The organism is Candidatus Eisenbacteria bacterium (genome assembly GCA_005893275.1).
GTDB lineage: Bacteria > Eisenbacteria > RBG-16-71-46 > SZUA-252 > SZUA-252 > WS-7.
Genome location: VBOW01000009.1, coordinates 1 through 16,390, shown reverse-complemented (window position 1 = coordinate 16,390; position 16,390 = coordinate 1). Strand labels below are relative to the sequence as shown.

At 67.4% G+C, this 16,390-nt stretch carries 10 protein-coding genes; 1 reads left to right on the top strand and 9 read right to left on the bottom strand.

Translation table 11 applies throughout. The features are described 5' to 3' along the window. From E6K76_00690 to E6K76_00655, 8 genes are all read right to left on the bottom strand, one after another. A partial coding sequence (locus tag E6K76_00690) for a hypothetical protein (protein ID TMQ60810.1) occupies nt 1-1,482 on the bottom strand: 1,482 nt, incomplete at its 3' end. A 4-nt stretch (nt 1,483-1,486) separates the two neighbouring features. Further along, nucleotides 1,487-2,650, bottom strand: a complete 1,164-nt coding sequence (locus tag E6K76_00685) for a PorV/PorQ family protein (GenBank protein ID TMQ60809.1) — start codon at nt 2,648-2,650, stop codon at nt 1,487-1,489. Next, nucleotides 2,556-3,965 carry a T9SS type A sorting domain-containing protein gene (locus tag E6K76_00680; protein TMQ60808.1) on the bottom strand — a complete coding sequence of 470 codons (1,410 nt, stop codon included), beginning with the start codon at nt 3,963-3,965 and terminating at the stop codon, nt 2,556-2,558. The genes E6K76_00685 and E6K76_00680 overlap by 95 nt, the downstream gene beginning before the upstream one ends. Next, nucleotides 3,421-6,696 (bottom strand): hypothetical protein, encoded by a 3,276-nt coding sequence (locus E6K76_00675; GenBank protein ID TMQ60807.1) that lies wholly within the window; start codon nt 6,694-6,696, stop codon nt 3,421-3,423. The genes E6K76_00680 and E6K76_00675 overlap by 545 nt, the downstream gene beginning before the upstream one ends. Continuing rightward, complete coding sequence (locus tag E6K76_00670; GenBank protein ID TMQ60806.1) at nt 6,693-6,869, bottom strand: Trm112 family protein; 177 nt, start codon at nt 6,867-6,869, stop codon at nt 6,693-6,695. Before E6K76_00670 ends, E6K76_00675 begins: the two co-directional genes overlap by 4 nt. A 5-nt stretch (nt 6,870-6,874) precedes the next feature. Continuing rightward, the gene (locus E6K76_00665) at nt 6,875-7,867 is read right to left on the bottom strand and encodes an acetyl-CoA carboxylase carboxyltransferase subunit alpha (GenBank protein ID TMQ60805.1); all 993 of its coding nucleotides are present in this window, start codon (nt 7,865-7,867) and stop codon (nt 6,875-6,877) included. Between the two features lie 22 nt (nt 7,868-7,889). Next, the gene (locus E6K76_00660) at nt 7,890-11,348 is read right to left on the bottom strand and encodes a DNA polymerase III subunit alpha (GenBank protein ID TMQ60804.1); all 3,459 of its coding nucleotides are present in this window, start codon (nt 11,346-11,348) and stop codon (nt 7,890-7,892) included. A gap of 112 nt (nt 11,349-11,460) precedes the next feature. After that, a complete protein-coding gene (locus E6K76_00655) occupies nt 11,461-12,033 on the bottom strand; it encodes a hypothetical protein (protein TMQ60803.1) in 573 nt (190 codons plus the stop codon). A 74-nt stretch (nt 12,034-12,107) separates the two neighbouring features. Between E6K76_00655 and pyrE the strand changes: the two genes are divergently transcribed. Then, on the top strand, nt 12,108-12,701 hold the full coding sequence (gene pyrE, locus E6K76_00650; GenBank protein ID TMQ60802.1) for an orotate phosphoribosyltransferase: 594 nt from the start codon (nt 12,108-12,110) through the stop codon (nt 12,699-12,701). On the opposite strand, the gene E6K76_00645 is transcribed toward pyrE, so the two are convergent. Then, nucleotides 12,698-15,250 carry a PBP1A family penicillin-binding protein gene (locus tag E6K76_00645; GenBank protein ID TMQ60801.1) on the bottom strand — a complete coding sequence of 851 codons (2,553 nt, stop codon included), beginning with the start codon at nt 15,248-15,250 and terminating at the stop codon, nt 12,698-12,700. The genes pyrE and E6K76_00645 overlap by 4 nt on opposite strands. Nucleotides 15,251-16,390 lie beyond the last annotated feature (1,140 nt).

Sequence of the window (16,390 nt, the reverse complement as noted above, 5' to 3'; positions counted from 1 at the left end):
GTCGGCGATGCCGTCGGCCTCGAGGAGACGGACCCCCCGACGCGACGGATTCGAGTTGATTCCGAAGTCCGGCGGGATGTGCCGCCCGTAGATCACCGAGTTGTCGACATGCCAGATCAGGATTCCCTGACCCGGCAGCAAGAAGTCGTATTCCTTGTCCCCGACGGAATCGGCTACCGCGGCCAGGCCCGGCCCCAGGATGACGCCGGTCGAATCCCGGTCGAGGAAGAGCGTGTTGTCCGCGTTGAGATCGGTCTCGCGGTTCTCGATGAGGTAGAACTCCTCCCCTCCCAGCGGAACGAACAGGGTCCGGTCGGAAAGCTGCGTCGCCCGGAGCGCGGTCGTGAGCGACCTCCCCGGATCGACGTAGTCGATATTGTCCGGCCACAGGAGAAACTTGGACCAGGGATCGAGGCTCACGGGCAGGATGCCGCTTGCCTCGATTTTGGCGTTCGTCTTCTCGTCGGTGACCTCCGTGCCGATCAGGTACCCCGAATCCATGTTGCTCCAGACGCCGACTCCGGGGAGGAAGGTTTCGATGTCGTAGAGATCGAAGAGCCCCTGCGTGTGCCCGAACTCGTGGGCCATCGTCCCGTTGATCGCGGCGTAGTAGCCGTCCTGGGACTCGGTCTCGGGCATGACCAGCCCACCCCGGATCGAGACCGCGCCGCCGTTCACCGGGACCGAGTCGGTCAGGTTGATCTGGAAGGTCGGGAAATCGCGCGGGCTGTCATTGTTCACGTCGGTTTGAAAATCGGATCCGGCGTGGAACAGCGCGACGACGTCGAACTGCCCGAACGGGATCGAATCCGTCTGATCCGCGGCCCGGACCGCGTCGCGGAAGAACCGCGCGGCGCTGTCGAAGGATTGCTGCCCCAGGGTCCAGGGCCCGTAGCGTCCGGTGTCGGCGAGGCGGTAGGCCGCGGAGTCCGCCCGGGGGTACAGGTCGTACTCGAGGACGAGGTGCCCGTAGGAGGCGAACTTCCAGTAGCGGGACAGCGCCTCGAGATGCGACAGGAAGAATTTCCTGTCATGAGGGGGCGGGTCGATCACGATGCCGAGCGCCTTCCCGTCCCTGAGATCGAATTTTCCGTCCGGGGTGGTGGTCAGGGGACCCAGGCTGTCTGTGGCGAAGTCGATCTTGAGCCCGAGCACACGCAAGGTCTCGGGCGCGCCGAAGAACGCGGCGGTCCGGTCGAGCCGTCCCCCCTTCATCGCGAGGAGCGGCGGGCGGCGGCCCGAGACGAAGGGGCGGGCCGACCCCTCTCCGACCCTATGGGGAAACGCGCGCCAGAGCTGGGCCCGCCGCGCCGCGAGGGCGCGCGACGCGGGAGCCCGGCCCGCGTCCGCGCCAGACGGCTTCGCTACGGTGAGGCCGCGTTCCCCCGCCCCCCAAACACGAGGAGCCAGGCCCGAGAGGAGGACCTGGCTCCCGAAAACGAGGATCGCGAGCGAACGAACGCGGGCTCGCGCGATCCCCACGAGATTAGAAGTGGTAGCTGGCCGAGAAGCGATTCACGCGATTCAAAAACTCGGATTGAGGCACCGAAGCGTAATCGATCCGGATGCCCCGGTAGTTGAGCCCCAGCCCATAGGTGAGGTCCTTGATCGTTCCACGCGGATCGTAGACGTAGCCCGCCCGGAGCGCCACGAGACGGTTGAACTCGAACTCGCCGCCCGCGTTTTCAATCCAGGCGCCGTGCGGAAGGAGCGACCGGTTGACGTCCGCCACGAGGAGCACCTTGTAGGCCTCCTTCTCGAAGGGGGTCACGGCGACGCCGAGCTTCGCGTTCCGTCCCAACGGGTCGGACTGGTCCGCGTCGATGTAGGAGATGTTCGGGCCGAGGTTTTGAATCACGAGGCCGATGGAGCTTTTCAGCTCTGGGAGCTTGTAGAGGCCGCCCACATCGGCCGCGAACGTCGAGCCCGCCCCCTCCGCGCGGTCCAGCGTCTTGTCGGCAGGCGCGAGGTCAACGCGCACGAACTTCAAGGCGACGCCGAAACCCATGTTCTTCATCAACTCCGTGCCATAGGCGAGGGTCGGGGCGACCTCGTAGCTGGTAAAGGTCCCGGTTTCGTTGCCGTCATTGTCCGTCGCGATGCTCTCGCCGTAACCCAAATACCCGAGGCTGAAGCCGATACCGCCCCAGCCTTCGACGTGCTGGGCGAAGGCCGTGTAGGAGAAGAAGACGTCGTTGGCCAAGTCAGGGACGAGCTTGGCGTACATCGAGCTGATGTCGTGTCCGGTCGTGAACGCGAGGGCACCCGGGTTCCACCAAACTGCGTTCGCATCGTTGGCCACCGCGACAAAGGCGCGCCCCATGCCGTCGGCGCGTGCCCCCGGAGCAATGAGGAGTGATTGAGCCCCTGCCTCAGCCTGGGCGTTCGCGGTGCCCGCGTACCCACCCAGAATCAACAGTAGCCCGAGGCAGCCGGCAACAAAACGACTCATGTGCAACCTCCTTAAGAAAAAAGATAGGGACGCGCATGCGCCCCGGCCTAACGCAATCATTCTAGCGGACAAACGAGGCCGGGTCAAGCTTCCCCCTCGGGGCTCACCGGGTCTTGAGGGCTCGCCCAACCGCCGTAGCCCGTTTCCCTTCATTGGATTCGGCGGTGACTTTAAGCAAGTACACTCCAACGGCCACATTTTCTCCCTCAGAATCCTTCCCGTCCCACGGAAGGTAATTCTCCCCGGCCCGGCCGTCGCTCGAAAGCTCCCGCACCCGCCTGCCCGAAACCGTGAGCACCTGCACCCGAAGGCGGCCACCCTGGTTCAGCCGGGCATGGACATAGGTCGTGCCCTCGAAGGGATTTGGATAATTGAAGACCTGGCTCAACTGCATCGGATCGCCGGGCCGGGCCGGGGCGTGGACGTCGAGGACGAAGGTGCGCACTCCGATGTTTCCAAACGTATCGGAGGCATGGACCTCGAGGGTGTGGAGCCCTTCCGAAAGCTGCGGCACCGCATAGGCCACCGCCCCCCGCGTGTAGCTCCCGGGGTCGTAGGCAAACCCCGCCGTCAGCTCGGCCGGGGTGCCCCGATCATCGGTGATCACGAAGATGGTGTGGGAGTTGTCGAGCCGCATGAGGTCGATCCCGCTCGAGTCCTCGAGGCCAATGGTGAGCACGTCCCCAGGCTGGACGCTCGAGTCGGATCCCGCCGGGTAGCGGAGCGTGATGGCTGGGGGAAGCCCGTCGGTGCGGGATCCCACCCCCTGGGCGATCCGGACCGAATCGACCGCGAGCCCCACGCCGCGTCCTCCGGCCTGGCTGAGCAGGGCCCGGAGCTGCCCCGTCCCCCCGGCGACCCGTGTGTCGAGCGGGACGACGAAGCGCGCGGTGAAGGCCCCGCGGTCGAGCCCCACGCTCCCCCTGAAGATGATGGGCCCCGGGACCTGATAGGGGAATGAATCGAGCTTACTGAACGAGTTCAGCCCGATCTGGATCCGGCGAAACGGCTTCCCTTGTACTTGTAAGAGGCCAGTTCCGGTCGAGAGCGTGTCCGGGGTCGAGTCGGGGGCGAGCGCGTGGCCCCGGATGACCGCGAGATCCCCCCGCAGGAGCGAGTCCAGCGGGGATTTCTCCCACACGCCTCTCCCGCGCGGGACAGGAAGCGCCAGCGCCGGGTCCCCCAAGAGCACGTATTTCCGCGCGACCGAGTTCACGTGGGCGTTCTTCGCCCGCGCGCAGGCCAAGCCGACGGTGAGGGTCGAGTCCACACGCGGCGCGATCGGAAAGAGCTGGTCGACGATCTCGTCGTTCAGCTGGGTGCTCTCGAAGGGGAACACATTCTCCGTCGCCGCGATGGCCGCGGCGGCCCCGCCGGTCGGTGCCTTGAGCAGAAGCTCGGCCAGCCCCTCCTGGGCCAGCACGTCGAACTTGCCGACGGTGCAGCTGAAAAAGCCGAAGATGCTGGGCCGCTTCGCGTTCGTCAGGCGGCCGACATCGGATGATCGAAACACCTGCTCGTCGGCGACGACGACGTCCGACCCGTGGCCGACAGTTGCCCTGGTTGATCCGCGCGATGAAGTCGTCTCGAGCCGCGGGCTTTGACTGGTGGGTCGTGTCCGCGAACGCGTAGTCGTTCAAGTAGACCTTCGAGCGCTCGATCGGATACGGAATGTGCTGTGTGTCTTTTCGCTCCATCTGCATCACGTGCTGGTTTCCCAGCGGGTCGTCCTCGTCGCGCTTCCTCGAATCGTCGGCACAGAGGAGCGCGCGCGCGCGCCATGGATCGAGCTCGTCAGCCGCCTCATAGGCCTGAATTTTCCCGCGCACGAGCGTCAGGGCCTCGAGGGCAGACTTCGCCGGGAGACGTCCGACCGCGAGGTCGAGGATCTGGTCGCCCGGGCCATCGAGAAATCCATAGAAGTCGTCCGAGACATATTGGACCGGAACCGATGTGTCGTAATAGTTCGCGTAGGTCGGAACGAGGTCCTGAGTGCCGAACCCGAGATAGTTCTTGGGATCGAGCGACGCGTCCCCGAGGAGGCAGACGTAGGTCGGCGCCGCCGGGCCCCAGTGGCGCGTTGCGTAGGCGAGAAAGTTTCGGATGGCCGTGGGGTCCAGATAACCGCCCCCGAACTGGGCGGCGATCCGGTCGGTCGTGGCGATGGCGACGCGGGGCGAGACGAACCCGGAGAGGCGCCCCGCCCGGTACGTGGCGAGCGATTCGGCCGCCGCGGTCAACGACGGGTGGCTGACGATCAGGTAGTCGGCGCCGTTGGCCGGCTCCAGGAGGTCATCGGCCGCGTGGGGACTCGAGGCGGGCGCGTATCGGGTGATCGTCGCGGGCCTCGAGGCCCTGGCCATCGAGACGAGCGCGTACCTCCTGGGGCTTCCCGCCGCCACGCTGTCCTCGAGCGTGAGGCCGAACGGCGCCGAGGCGCCGGAGTAGGCTCCGTTCCCGTACCGGACCGGGTTTTCCGGATCGGTCCGGTCGAGGAACCACACCGCGGTCGTGTCGGTGATCCCGTCCACGACGTAATGGACCGTGCCCGACACGGCCGAGTCGGCCGCGAACTGGAGCGTGTCGTTGATCGCCCGAAGTCGCCTGGGGTAGGTGATCTCGAACCAGGCCAGCTCGCTCTGGTCGAAGCGATTCGGGTCCAAGGGATCGGTCAGCCGCGGCACCTCGACCTGGAGCGTGTCGGAGGCGCGGACGGTGAAGCGGGACGCGATGAGATCTTTCGGTGTGGTGAAATTCCAGGAGCCGCTGGCGACGAGCGCGCCGTCCCAAAACAAGTTCGTGTAGTGGTCGTCCACCGGCGGCGGCCCCACCGAAATCCCCTTCCCCCACATCCGGAGGAGGAGCGAGCCCTGCCCACCCGTTTCCGAGCCCGGGAGCGCCAGCGGGAACGCGATGCGCGAGCCTTGCGTGAACAGCCGGTAAAACCAGCGCTCCCAGCGAAGAGAGGGGTCGAAGAGGTTGAAGTCCCGTACGCGGTTTTCCTCGTAGTGAACCCGGTGCCGCACCGAGGTCACCGAGGGCGCCGCGGAAACCGGGGCGGCGTCGCGCACAGCCATGCGCCGCGCCGGCGAGGGAACGGGGCCCGGGCCCCAGGTCAGCCACAGGGACTCCTCGTCCGATCGCTGCGGCTCCAGGTAATTCGTCGAGCCGCCGAGCGTCAGGTCGTAGCCAAATCCGGTAGCCCCGGTCGCGTAGACGTAAATGCGATCTCCGGGGTCGAAGACAGCGTCCCCTTCCCCCGTGACCACGATCGCGCACTCGCGCAGCGAGTCGGGGCCCAGGTCCACATCGACGCTCTCGGGAAGATCCCCCGGGTTTCTCCGGAAGACGCGGAACGACGCGGGATCGATGCCGGACACAGAAACGCCCGCCGACGCCAGGTCGGCCGGACTCACGGCGTAAAGGCCGGGGCGGAGCACCCCGAGCCGCACCCACGGGCGCGTGGGCTGGACGCGGAGCGGGCCCGCGTAAGCCGACGCGCGTCGGCCGGCGCCGACCACGGGTCGCGCGCCGGAGGTGGAGGCCGGGCGCGCCGCGTACCGGGGCCCGACGGCGCCATCCCGGCCCACCTCACCGCGGATCGGCGCGACCGCCCCGGTGGAAGCCGGCCCCTGCCCGAGCTCCGGGCGGACCGGCTTCTCCCAGGACACCTCGAGCGTGACTCGTTCGAGCGCCGTCGCCTGGCCGCTCCTCGGATCCCACCGGATCGGCCGCAGCGTCACCTGGAGAACGCGCTCGACGCCGGCCGCCGAGGTCACCGCGCTCCAGAGCGGCGGCTGCGACGCCCCCGCGCCCCTGGGGCTGTATTCCGGCCGTTCCAAATACGAGGCGATCTCCGCGGCGCTCACGGACCGCCATACCGCGCGGTCGGATACAAGGTGCGGAAGCGGAACTGGCTTGAGCGCGCCCAGCGATCGTTCCGCGCCGGGCGAGGCGGTTACGCGGGGGTCGACCCCCCAGGGCACGCGGAGCAGGAGCGTGATCGAGGGGAGCTGCGGCGCTCCCGCGGGCGAGTCGAACGCGCCCCCCGGGAGCGAGATCTCGGCCAGGTTCTCGCCGAAGACCTCCTCAATCCTGATCTCGGGCTCGGGAACGGGTACGGTGACGCGGTAGCCTGTCGCCGTGACCGATTCGACGCGCGGCACGGCGGCCTCCCCGGAGGCGACGCCCGCCCAGACGGCGAAGAGGAGCAGGAGCGAAAGAGCTCGGAAGGGGAGGCTCAAGCCTTCGCGATCCGCTCGGCTTCCTCGATCAACATGACCGGAATGTCGTCGACGATAGGGTACGCGAGGCCGCACCGGTCGCAGATCAAACGCTCCGGCTCCTTTTGATCGCGCAAATCCCCTTTGCATTGGGGGCATACAAGAATCGAGCGAAGCTCCTCGCTGATCGGCATCTCGTTTATCCCTCCCCCACCGGGGCCGGTTCCGGGCCGGTTTCTTCCAGATAGACCCCCATCTTGAGAAACTTCTCCAGGCGGCGATCCAAAAGCTCCTGAGTCGGCAGCCCCAAGAGACCGCGCACGTGGCGCACGATCGCGGCCTGGATGCGGCGGGCCGTTTCCTCGGGGTCGCGATGGGCGCCCCCCAAAGGCTCGGGGATCACCTCGTCGATCACGTTGAGCTCGAGAAGGTCGTGCGCCGTGAGCTTGAGCGCCTCCGCCGCCTGTTCGGCCTTGCTCGCGTCCTTCCATAGGATCGCCGCGCAGCCCTCCGGGGTGATCACGGAGTAGATCGAGTTCTCGAGCATCAGCACGACGTCCCCCACCGCGATCGCGAGCGCGCCGCCGGAGCCCCCCTCGCCGATGACGATCGAGATGATCGGCACGGGAAGATGCGCCATCTCGACCAGATTTCGCGCGATCGCCTCGGACTGCCCGCGCTCCTCCGCTCCGACGCCGGGATAGGCGCCCGGCGTATCCACGAAGGTCACGAGCGGGCATCCGAGCTTCGCGGCGAGATGCATGAGGCGAAGCGCCTTTCGGTACCCCTCCGGATGCGCCATCCCGAAGTTTCGATGAATGTTCTCCTTGGTGTCGCGGCCCTTCTGGTGCCCGATCAGAACGATCGGGATGTCCTCGATCTCCGTCAGCCCCGAGATGATGGCGGGATCATCCCCGTATCGGCGGTCGCCGTGGAGCTCGAGGAAACTGGGCGCGATCACCTTCAGGTAGTCGAGCGTGTAGGGCCGCCGCGGATGCCGCGCAAGCTTCACCCGCTGCCAGCGCGTCAGCTTGGAGTAGATATCGCGGCGGAGCCGCTCGACCTTCCGCTCGAGGCGTTTGAGCTCCTCCGCGGCCTCCGGCTTCTCCGACGCGGCGGCGGCGCGGAGGTCCTCGATGCGGCGCTCCAGATCCACGATCGGCTTTTCGAAATCGAGCCAGGTTCCGTTCACCGCGTCTTGTCTCCGGATGGGTCTAGAAGGGAACGGCTTCCTTCGCCCCGTTCACGAGCGAGACGGCGCGCTCCCCGAGACGCGCCTTGAGCTCCGAGACCAGCTCGTCGCTCGCCCGCACGAGGAGCCGCCGCGCGCGAATCTGGGTTTTCGCGATGTCCGATCCGGGACGCACGAGGAAGTATACCGGGCTTTCGCCGGGGTGGCGACTCAGGAGGTCCCGGAGCATCTCGAGCGACACATCTCCCGGAGCCTCGGTGAGATCGATGTGGATCGCCTGCCCCGAGGACGCATCCCCCGCCGCGATCGCGCGGATCGCCTGAAGAACGAGCTTCGGATCCTCGTCCTCGCGCACGCTCACGCGCGCCCGGATCTCGATGATGGCGCTCTGTACCAGCGCCGCGCGGTTTCGCTCATAGAGATCGGCGAACGTGACCCCCTCGACGCTGCCGGAGAAATCCTCCAGGGTGACGAACGCCATCGGCCTCCCGTTCCGGTCGGTGATCGTCTTGATCGACGAGACCATCGCGATCAGAGCCACTTCGGCGCCGTCCCTGGATTCCCTGACCCGAGCCGTGTCGGCGAGCCGGCGGGCCTCGATGAGCGAGCGGTAGGGGGAAAGCGGGTGATCGGAGAAGTAGAATCCGAGCACCTCCCGCTCGCGCTGGAGGCGCTCGTGAAGCGGCCAGGGAGCCACGAGCGGGAGCTCGGGTTCCGGCGCTTCGATCGCGTGCTCCGCGCCGAAGAGGGCGACCTGATCCCTGCTCGTGCCCTTGGCGATATCCTGGGCCCGGCCGAGCGACCCCGCGACGGTCTCGAAGAGCTGCGCGCGGTCGCCGCCGAGCGAATCGCACGCGCCGGCCAGCACGAGCGACTCGAGGACCCGCCGATTGATCGCCTTCAGATCCACGCGGCGGCAGAGATCCCCGAGCGAGGAAAACGGTCCTCCGCGCTCGCGCGCGGCGACGATCGCGAGGACGGAGCCCCTGCCGACGTTCTTGATCGCGGTCAATCCGAATCGGACGGCGTCCCCTTCCAGCGTGAACCCGACGCCGCTCCGGTTCACGTCCGGCTGCTTGACCGAGATGCCGAGCCGGCGCGCCTCCTCGACCAGCGTGACGATTCGATCGGTGTCCCCCACCTCGCTCGTCAGCGCCGCCGCCATGTAGGCGGCGGGGTAATGCGCTTTCAGATAGGCGCATTGATAGGAGAGAAGAGCGTACGCCGCGCTATGGGCGCGGGGGAACCCATAGCCGGCGAACTTCTCCACCAGGTCGAAAATCTCCTGGGCCTTTCGGTTCGGGACCTGATTCTTCGCGCAGCCTTCGACGAAGGTCTGCTTCATGCGAGCCATCTCCTCCGGCTTTTTCTTGCCCATGGCGCGGCGGAGGAGGTCTCCCTGGGCGAGGGAAAAGCCGGCGAGCCGGTTCGCGATCTGCATCACCTGGTCCTGATAGGCGATCACGCCGTGCGTATTGCTCAGGATGGGCTCGAGGGCGGGGTGCATGTAGGTGACCTTTTGCTTCCCGTGCTTCCGCTTGGCGAAATCATCGAGCATCCCGCTCTGGATGGGCCCGGGCCGGAAGAGCGCGTTGATGGCGATGATGTCCTCGAACGTATCGGGCATCACTTTACGCAGGAGCTCCCGCATTCCCGAGGATTCGAGCTGGAACACGCCGATGGTCTGCGCCTTGGACAGGAGCGCATACGTCGCGGGGTCATCGAGCGGGATCTCCTTCACGTGGATCGCGCTCCCGGAGCTCTCCGACGCGAGCCGCGACGCGTCCTCCAGCACCGTCAGCGTTCGAAGCCCCAGGAAGTCCATTTTCAGGAGCCCGATCTTCTCGAGAGAGATCATGTCGAACTGCGTCGTCACATCGCCTTTGCTCGACCGGTACACCGGCACGTAATCGGAGAGCTTCCCCGGGGCGATCAAAACGCCGGCGGCATGCGTGGAGGCGTGCCGCGCGAGCCCCTCGAGCGCGAGCGAGCAGCGGATCAGCTTCGCCATGGTCTCGTCCTGCTGCGCGAGCGCCCGAAGCTCCGGCACGGTCTCGAGCGCGCGGGTGAGCGTCATGCCCAGCTCGCCCGGAATCAGCTTCGCCACGCGATCCTGATCCGCGTAGCTCATGCCGAGCGCGCGCCCGACATCGCGCACGACCGCGCGGGCCGCCATGGTCCCGAACGTGATGATCTGGGTCACGTTCTCCCGCCCATACTTCTCGAGCACGTACTCGATCACGCGCCCCCGATTCTCGTAGTCGAAATCGATATCGATATCCGGCATGCTGATCCGCTCCGGATTCAGGAATCGCTCGAAGAGGAGATTGAATTTCAGCGGATCGATATCGGTGATGCCGAGCACGTAGGAGACGAGGCTGCCCGCCGCGGAGCCGCGGCCGGGACCCACGCCGATCCCGTTCCCGCGCGCGAACTCGATGAAGTCGCGCACGATGAGGAAGTAGCGCGCGTAGCCGACCTGGCAGATCGTGTCCAGCTCGTAGGCCAGGCGATGCTCCATCTCGGGCTGGATCGTCCCGTAGCGCCGGGAGAGCCCCTCGCGCGCCAGCGAGCGCAGATAGCTCTCGGCGTCGTGGAACTCCGGCGGGAGCGGAAACTCCGGCAGCTGAACCCGTTCCGTGTCGAGGGTGAGCTCGCATTTTTCAGCCACCTCGAGCGAATTCCGGATCGCGGCGGGCTCGCCGTGGAAGAGCGCCTCCATCTCCTCCGCCGACTTCACGTACACCTGGTCGGTCGCGAACCGGAACCGGTCTTTGTCCTGCATGGTCTTGCCGGTCTGGATGCAGAGGAGAACCTCGTGCGCCTCGGCGTCCTCGCGCGCGAGGTAATGGCAATCGTTGGTCGCAACGACCGGGATCCCCATGCTCTTACCCAAATCGATCAGACGCTCCGCGACCGTCCGTTCGTCGGGAATCCCGTGGTCCTGGACCTCGAGGTAGTAGAACTCCGCGCCGAAGAGGTCCCGGTACCAGGCCGCGGCCCGTTTCGCCCCCTCCAGGTCTCCCGCGAGGACAAGCTGCGGCAGCTCGCCGCGCAGACAGGCGCTCAGGCAAAGGAGCCCCTCCGCGTGGCGCGACAGCAGCTCCTTATCGATCCTGGGCTTGTAATGGAAGCCTTCGAGATATCCTGCCGAGGAGAGCCGCATGAGGTTTCGGTATCCGTCGCGGTTCCTCGCGAGAAGGACGAGGTGATCGTAGGCGCCCTTTCCGTCCACGCTCCGCGTCTTGTCGAGCCGCGAGCCGTGGGCGACGTAGACTTCGCATCCGAGGATGGGTTTCAGGCCGGCGGCCCTCGCGATTTCGTAGAACTCGACCGCGCCGAACAGATTGCCGTGATCGGTGAGCGCGATCGCGGGCATGCCGAGCCCCTTCGCCCGGTCGACCAGGCGGTCCAGGCGGCAGGCGCCGTCGAGGAGCGAGTAGTCGCTGTGGTTGTGGAGGTGGACGAATCCAGCGCTCATGCGACCCCTCGCGCGCGGAAGATGCCGGGGAGATTCGAACGGGGAACCACGGTGGCGAGTTTACACGAGCGGCGCGGCGGCCTGAACGGTTTTCGGGGATCGGCCGATGGAGTCAGAAGTAAAGATGCATCATCAGCGACGTTGTCATCGTGTCGAATAAGGAATTGCTGGTTTTCGGCGCGCCCTCCGCGGAGTAGCTGACCATGGACTCCGTCCAGGAGACGCCGGTCGCCGCCCCGATGCTGATCGATTCGAGCGGCGTCCAATCCGCGCCGAGACCGGCCTCCAGGGTTGCGCCACGACGATACGCGCCACGGCTCCAACGGTACGACCCCCGGAGCGAGGCGAGGAGGAACGGCGAGACGGCGTCGCGCACGACCAGGTACCGCTTGATCGAAGGCCCCAGCGAGACGGCCCAGAACGAAGATCCGCCTTTGGCTCTCAGGCTGTCCGGACCCGATGTGAACTGCTCCATCTCGTGGTCGATGCCCACGTTGATTCCCAGGTTGGACTTCTGCGAGACCATCCTCCAAACCCCCATCGAGCCCCCGCCCCCGTCCGGCAGCGAGAACGCCACCGACCACCGCCCTTTCGCGATCGCCTTCGAGTCGCTTTCCTCCGCCCAGGCCGCTCCCGCGACCGAAACGAGAACGACGAGCGCGCTGAATCCTCGGATCCACCTCATGAGAGCACCTCAGCCCGGTGAAACGCGGTTCCGAAACGAGTCGCGCAGAATAGCACTTTCCCGTTCGCGGCTGCATGGGACTGTGGTATCCATCGCGCGTGACACGCGCGACCGGCCTCCCCGCGGAGTTGGAAGCGGACCGGGCGAGGCTCAAGGAAATCCTGCTCGAGCGCTCGATCCGCTTCGGCGATTTCACCCTTTCCTCGGGCCTCAAGAGCAAATACTACGCGGACGTTCGGCAGACGAGCCTTCATCCCGAGGGCGCGGTCCTGATCGCGCGCCTCCTCGACCCCATCCTGCTCGAATACGGCGCCCGCGCGGTGGGGGGACTGACGCTGGGTGCCGACCCGATCGTCGGGGCGCTCCTTACGTGGACGGAGATCCAGGGGCGCGGGCTTCCTGGTTTCATCGTGCGAAAATCCGAAAAGGCCTACGGAACCGCGCGGCGTATCGAGGGCCCCTTCGACAAGAAGCTCCCCGCGGCGATCGTGGACGACGTGATCACGAAGGGCGGAAGCGCGCTCGCGGCCTGCGAAGCGGTGCGGGAAGCGGGCGGGGCCGTGTGCGTCGTCGCGTGCGTCGTGGATCGGAACGAAGGAGGCGCCGAGGAGTTCAAGTCGCGCGGCGTCCCGTTCCGCTCGATCTTCCAAATCCGGGAATTTCTCTAAATTCCGGGCGGAGCCGGATTCTCCTGACCGTCCGGGGCGCTCTCCGGAGCCGTCCTGTCCGGAGCCGTCCCGTCCGGAGCGCTCCCGTCCGGAGCTTGCTCTTCGGGATTGACGCCGGTCGTCCCCTCCTCCCCCGGCCCCTGCTCGTCGGGTGCCTCGTCCGGAAGAACGCCGGTCGAATCGGGCTGCATGGAGTCGGACCAGGCCGGCGCGTGGTAGGCCATGCAGACCTGCCTGGGCTCGGTGGTCGGAATGAACGCCTCGCGCATCACGTGGACGCAGTCGGCCCCCGCGCGGAGACCCGTATCGGCGTCGATCCACACGTCGATCACCCCCGGCGGCGCCTGGAAGTCGCGCACCGGCTTTCCCTGATGCGCGATTTCCATGAACCGGGCCCAGATCGGCACCGCGGCCTGCGTGCCGGTGAGCCCGAGCCTCCGGTTTCGGTCGCACCCCACCCAGACTCCCGCCACGAGGTCGGGCGTATAGCCCACGAACCACGCGTCGTTCTCGTCATCGGTCGTGCCGGTCTTGCCCGCGGCAGGGCGGGTGAATCCGAACTCGTTGCGAATCGATGCTGCGGTCCCGTAGAGCACGGGGCCCTGGAGCAGGGTGGTCGCGAGGTACGCCGTTTCCGGTCGCACGACCCGGTACCTTTCGCGCCTGGACGCCCAGATCAAGTTGCCGCCTCGGTCGAGGACCGCGCGGACCGGGTTCGGCTTCACCATCACGCCCCCGTTCGCGAGAGTGGCGTACGCGGTCGTGAGCTCGAGCGGAGTCACCTCGCTCGTCCCGAGAGCGAGCGACGCCACCTCGCGCAACTTGCTTTGGATGCCCAACGCGCGGGCCATCTGCGTCACCTTGGGCACACCCACCAGGAACTCGAGCCGGACCGTCGCCACGTTGAGCGAGCGCGCCAGGGCGCGCGCCGCGGTGACCCGGCCGTAATACCCATGCTCGTAGTTGCGAGGAGCCCACAGGCCGAAGGGTGTCGGGAAGGAGTCGGGCACGTCATCGAGGAGCGTCGCGGCGGTGAGCGGCGGCCGTCTTCCCGAGAACGGCGTGTCGAGCGCGGCGACGTAGACGAACGGCTTGAAGGCCGAGCCGGGCTGCCGGTGCGATTCCACCGCCCGGTTGAAGGGGCTCTCGCGATAGTCACGCCCGCCGACCATGGCGCGGATCGCCCCGTTCTGCGGCTCGATCGCGAGAAGGGCGGCCTGCGCCGGGTCCCGGTTGGCGCCGCCGACCTGCGAGCGCGAGTCCGCATCGCGGGCTCCCTCGCGCACGCAACGCTCGGCCGCTTCCTCGAGCCGGGGATCGAGCGTCGTGAACACGAGCAGCCCGCGGGTGCTCAGGTCCGATTCCGAGATATCCTTCGAGAGGACCTCCCGAACGTAATCGACGAAGTAGGGAGCGCGCGTCGTGGGCGTCGGATTGGGCGCGAACCGGAGCTGCGTTTTTCGCGCCCCCTGCGCTTCGGCCCGCGAGATGAATCCACACGCCACCATGTCTTCGAGCACCTCGTTCCGTCTCGCGATCGCGAGGTCCGCGTCGCGGTAGGGCGAAAGCCGGTTCGGCGCCGGAATGATTCCGGCCAAGAGCGCCCCCTCGCCGAGCGTCAGCTCCGTCGCGTGCTTGTTGAAGTAGTAGAGAGCGCCCTCCTCGAGGCCGCAGACGCTCCAGGTCCCGCGCTGCCCGAGATAGATCTGGTTGAGATAGAACTCGAGGATCTGTTCCTTGGAGTAGCGGAGCTCAATCATCACGGCGAGAAGCGCTTCGTGCAGCTTGCGGGTGAAGGTGCGCTTCCGCGAAAGAAAGACGTTTTTCGCGAGCTGCTGGCTGATCGTGCTCCCGCCCTCGACGACCGACCCGGCGGCTACGTTGCGCGCCGTGGCGCGTCCGATTCCCAGGAGGTCGAGTCCCATGTGGCGGAAGAAGCGCCGGTCCTCGCTCGCGACCGCGGCGAGCGCGACGTGGCGTGGGATCGCGGAGAGCGGCAGGTACGAGCGACGCTCACGCTCCGTGTCCGAGAATTCGGCGAGGAGCTGGGGATCGATGCGCAGGAGCCCGCGCGGCGTCGTTTCCGTGAAGCCGTTTCCGATCGAAGCGACGTGTCCGTCGCGGATCTCGACGAGGGTGGTCGAGCCGGGCTCGGAACGGTCCGGGTAGAGAAAGGGCCGAAGATAGATCTCGAAGATGGACCCGCGGACGCGGTATTGCCCCGGCGCGTACGGTCTCCCGCCCGCGCGGCGGTAGCGCGCCCAATCGAGCGCCTGGCGGAGCTCCGAGACCTCGAGCGGCATTCCGGTGCGCAGCTCGATCCAATCCGCGTATACCCGCGTCGGAAATTTCCAGCCTTGTCCGGAATAACGGAAGGAAGCGAGCGAGGAGAGCCGGAACCAGTCGTACCCGAGAAAACCGAAGACGAAGAGGAACACGACCAGCGCCCACCCCAGCCGGCTTCTCGAGAACGATCCGAACCTCCGGGGAATGTCGTCGGGGAGCCATCGAACGGGGCGATTTCCCGCCGGGGTGGGATTCGGATTCACGCGCGTGAGCCTACGGCCCAGCCCCACGGTCGTCAACCCAGGGGGAATTCAAGCGGCGCTCGGGGGCGAGGATCGAAGGGGTCTCAGCGCTTCTCGGCGAGCGCGTCTTCGAGTTGGCGCAGGTGCGAAACGGAGCGGCTGTCGGCGCCCCCGGCGGGCGCGCTCAAGAGGTATTCGCGGTAGGCGGCGAGCGCGTCTTTCTGATCGGATCGTCTGCCCGTGATGCTCTGAATCGCCCAGAGGCAGTCGGCGTACTCCCGCCTGGCGCGCGCCCGATCCGGGCCCACCCCCATTTTGGACATGAAATCCTTCCACGTCCCGCGGAGTCGGCGGAGCCCGGTCAAGTCGGCGCGCTCGGCCGCGGCCACGGTCGCGAGATGGAGCCGATCGATCGGCCCCACGATCTCGGGCGGGGTGGGGGCGCTCTCCTCCTCGACCTTCTTCGCGCTTGGCGCCGCGCCGACTCGGGGTGAAGCGCCCGCATTGGAGCCCGATCGCTGCGATGCGGGCCCGGGCCGCGCCCCTTCCTTCTCGGAGGCTCCCCTCGAGCTCTCTCTCGCCGGGACGGGCTCGGCTGAGGGGTTCTCCGCGGGCGCCGCCGTCGCTTCATCGTCCTCGATCGATCCGCCGGAGGACGGAGCGCTCGGGGACGGCGCCGAAGGCTTCGGGGACTCCCCGACAACGCGATGGCCCGCGGCGGCGACCGGCCGCGGCGCGTCCGAAGGCTGCCTCGAAGGCGGGGGTGTGGCGCGCTTGGTCGCGGCCGGTGCCGGCGTGCGCGCGGGCGTGGTCCCCGGCTCGGGGAGGGGCGATCGGTACGGCGCCGTGGAGGCCGATGTGGGTTCGCGAGCGGGGGGCGCGCCGGCGCCGGTCCGGTTCGGAGAAACCGCGACCGCGTCCGGCGCGATGACCTCCGGAACCTCCTGGGTCGGCTCCGGGGCCGCCGGGGCCTCGGGCTCGTCGGGTGCTTGCTCCGCGGGAGGTTGATCCGGTGCTACGGAGGGCTGACCCGGTGCCACGGATGGCTGATCCGGCGCGACGGCACCCGCGTCGCCCGACTGCGAGGGAACAGGGGGATTGTTCGCGTCGCTCGCCGGAGCCATGTGAAGCGCGAGCCAGGAGGACACCGCGAGCAGGATG

What these genes read in the sequence shown, in the direction of transcription:
- E6K76_00660 (TMQ60804.1), bottom strand. Translation starts at nt 11,348, where the DNA reads ATGAGCGCTGGATTCGTCCACCTCCACAACCACAGCGACTACTCGCTC.
- pyrE (TMQ60802.1), top strand. Translation starts at nt 12,108, where the DNA reads ATGGGACTGTGGTATCCATCGCGCGTGACACGCGCGACCGGCCTCCCC.
- E6K76_00685 (TMQ60809.1), bottom strand. Translation starts at nt 2,650, where the DNA reads ATGTGGCCGTTGGAGTGTACTTGCTTAAAGTCACCGCCGAATCCAATG.
- E6K76_00670 (TMQ60806.1), bottom strand. Translation starts at nt 6,869, where the DNA reads ATGCCGATCAGCGAGGAGCTTCGCTCGATTCTTGTATGCCCCCAATGC.
- E6K76_00655 (TMQ60803.1), bottom strand. Translation starts at nt 12,033, where the DNA reads ATGAGGTGGATCCGAGGATTCAGCGCGCTCGTCGTTCTCGTTTCGGTC.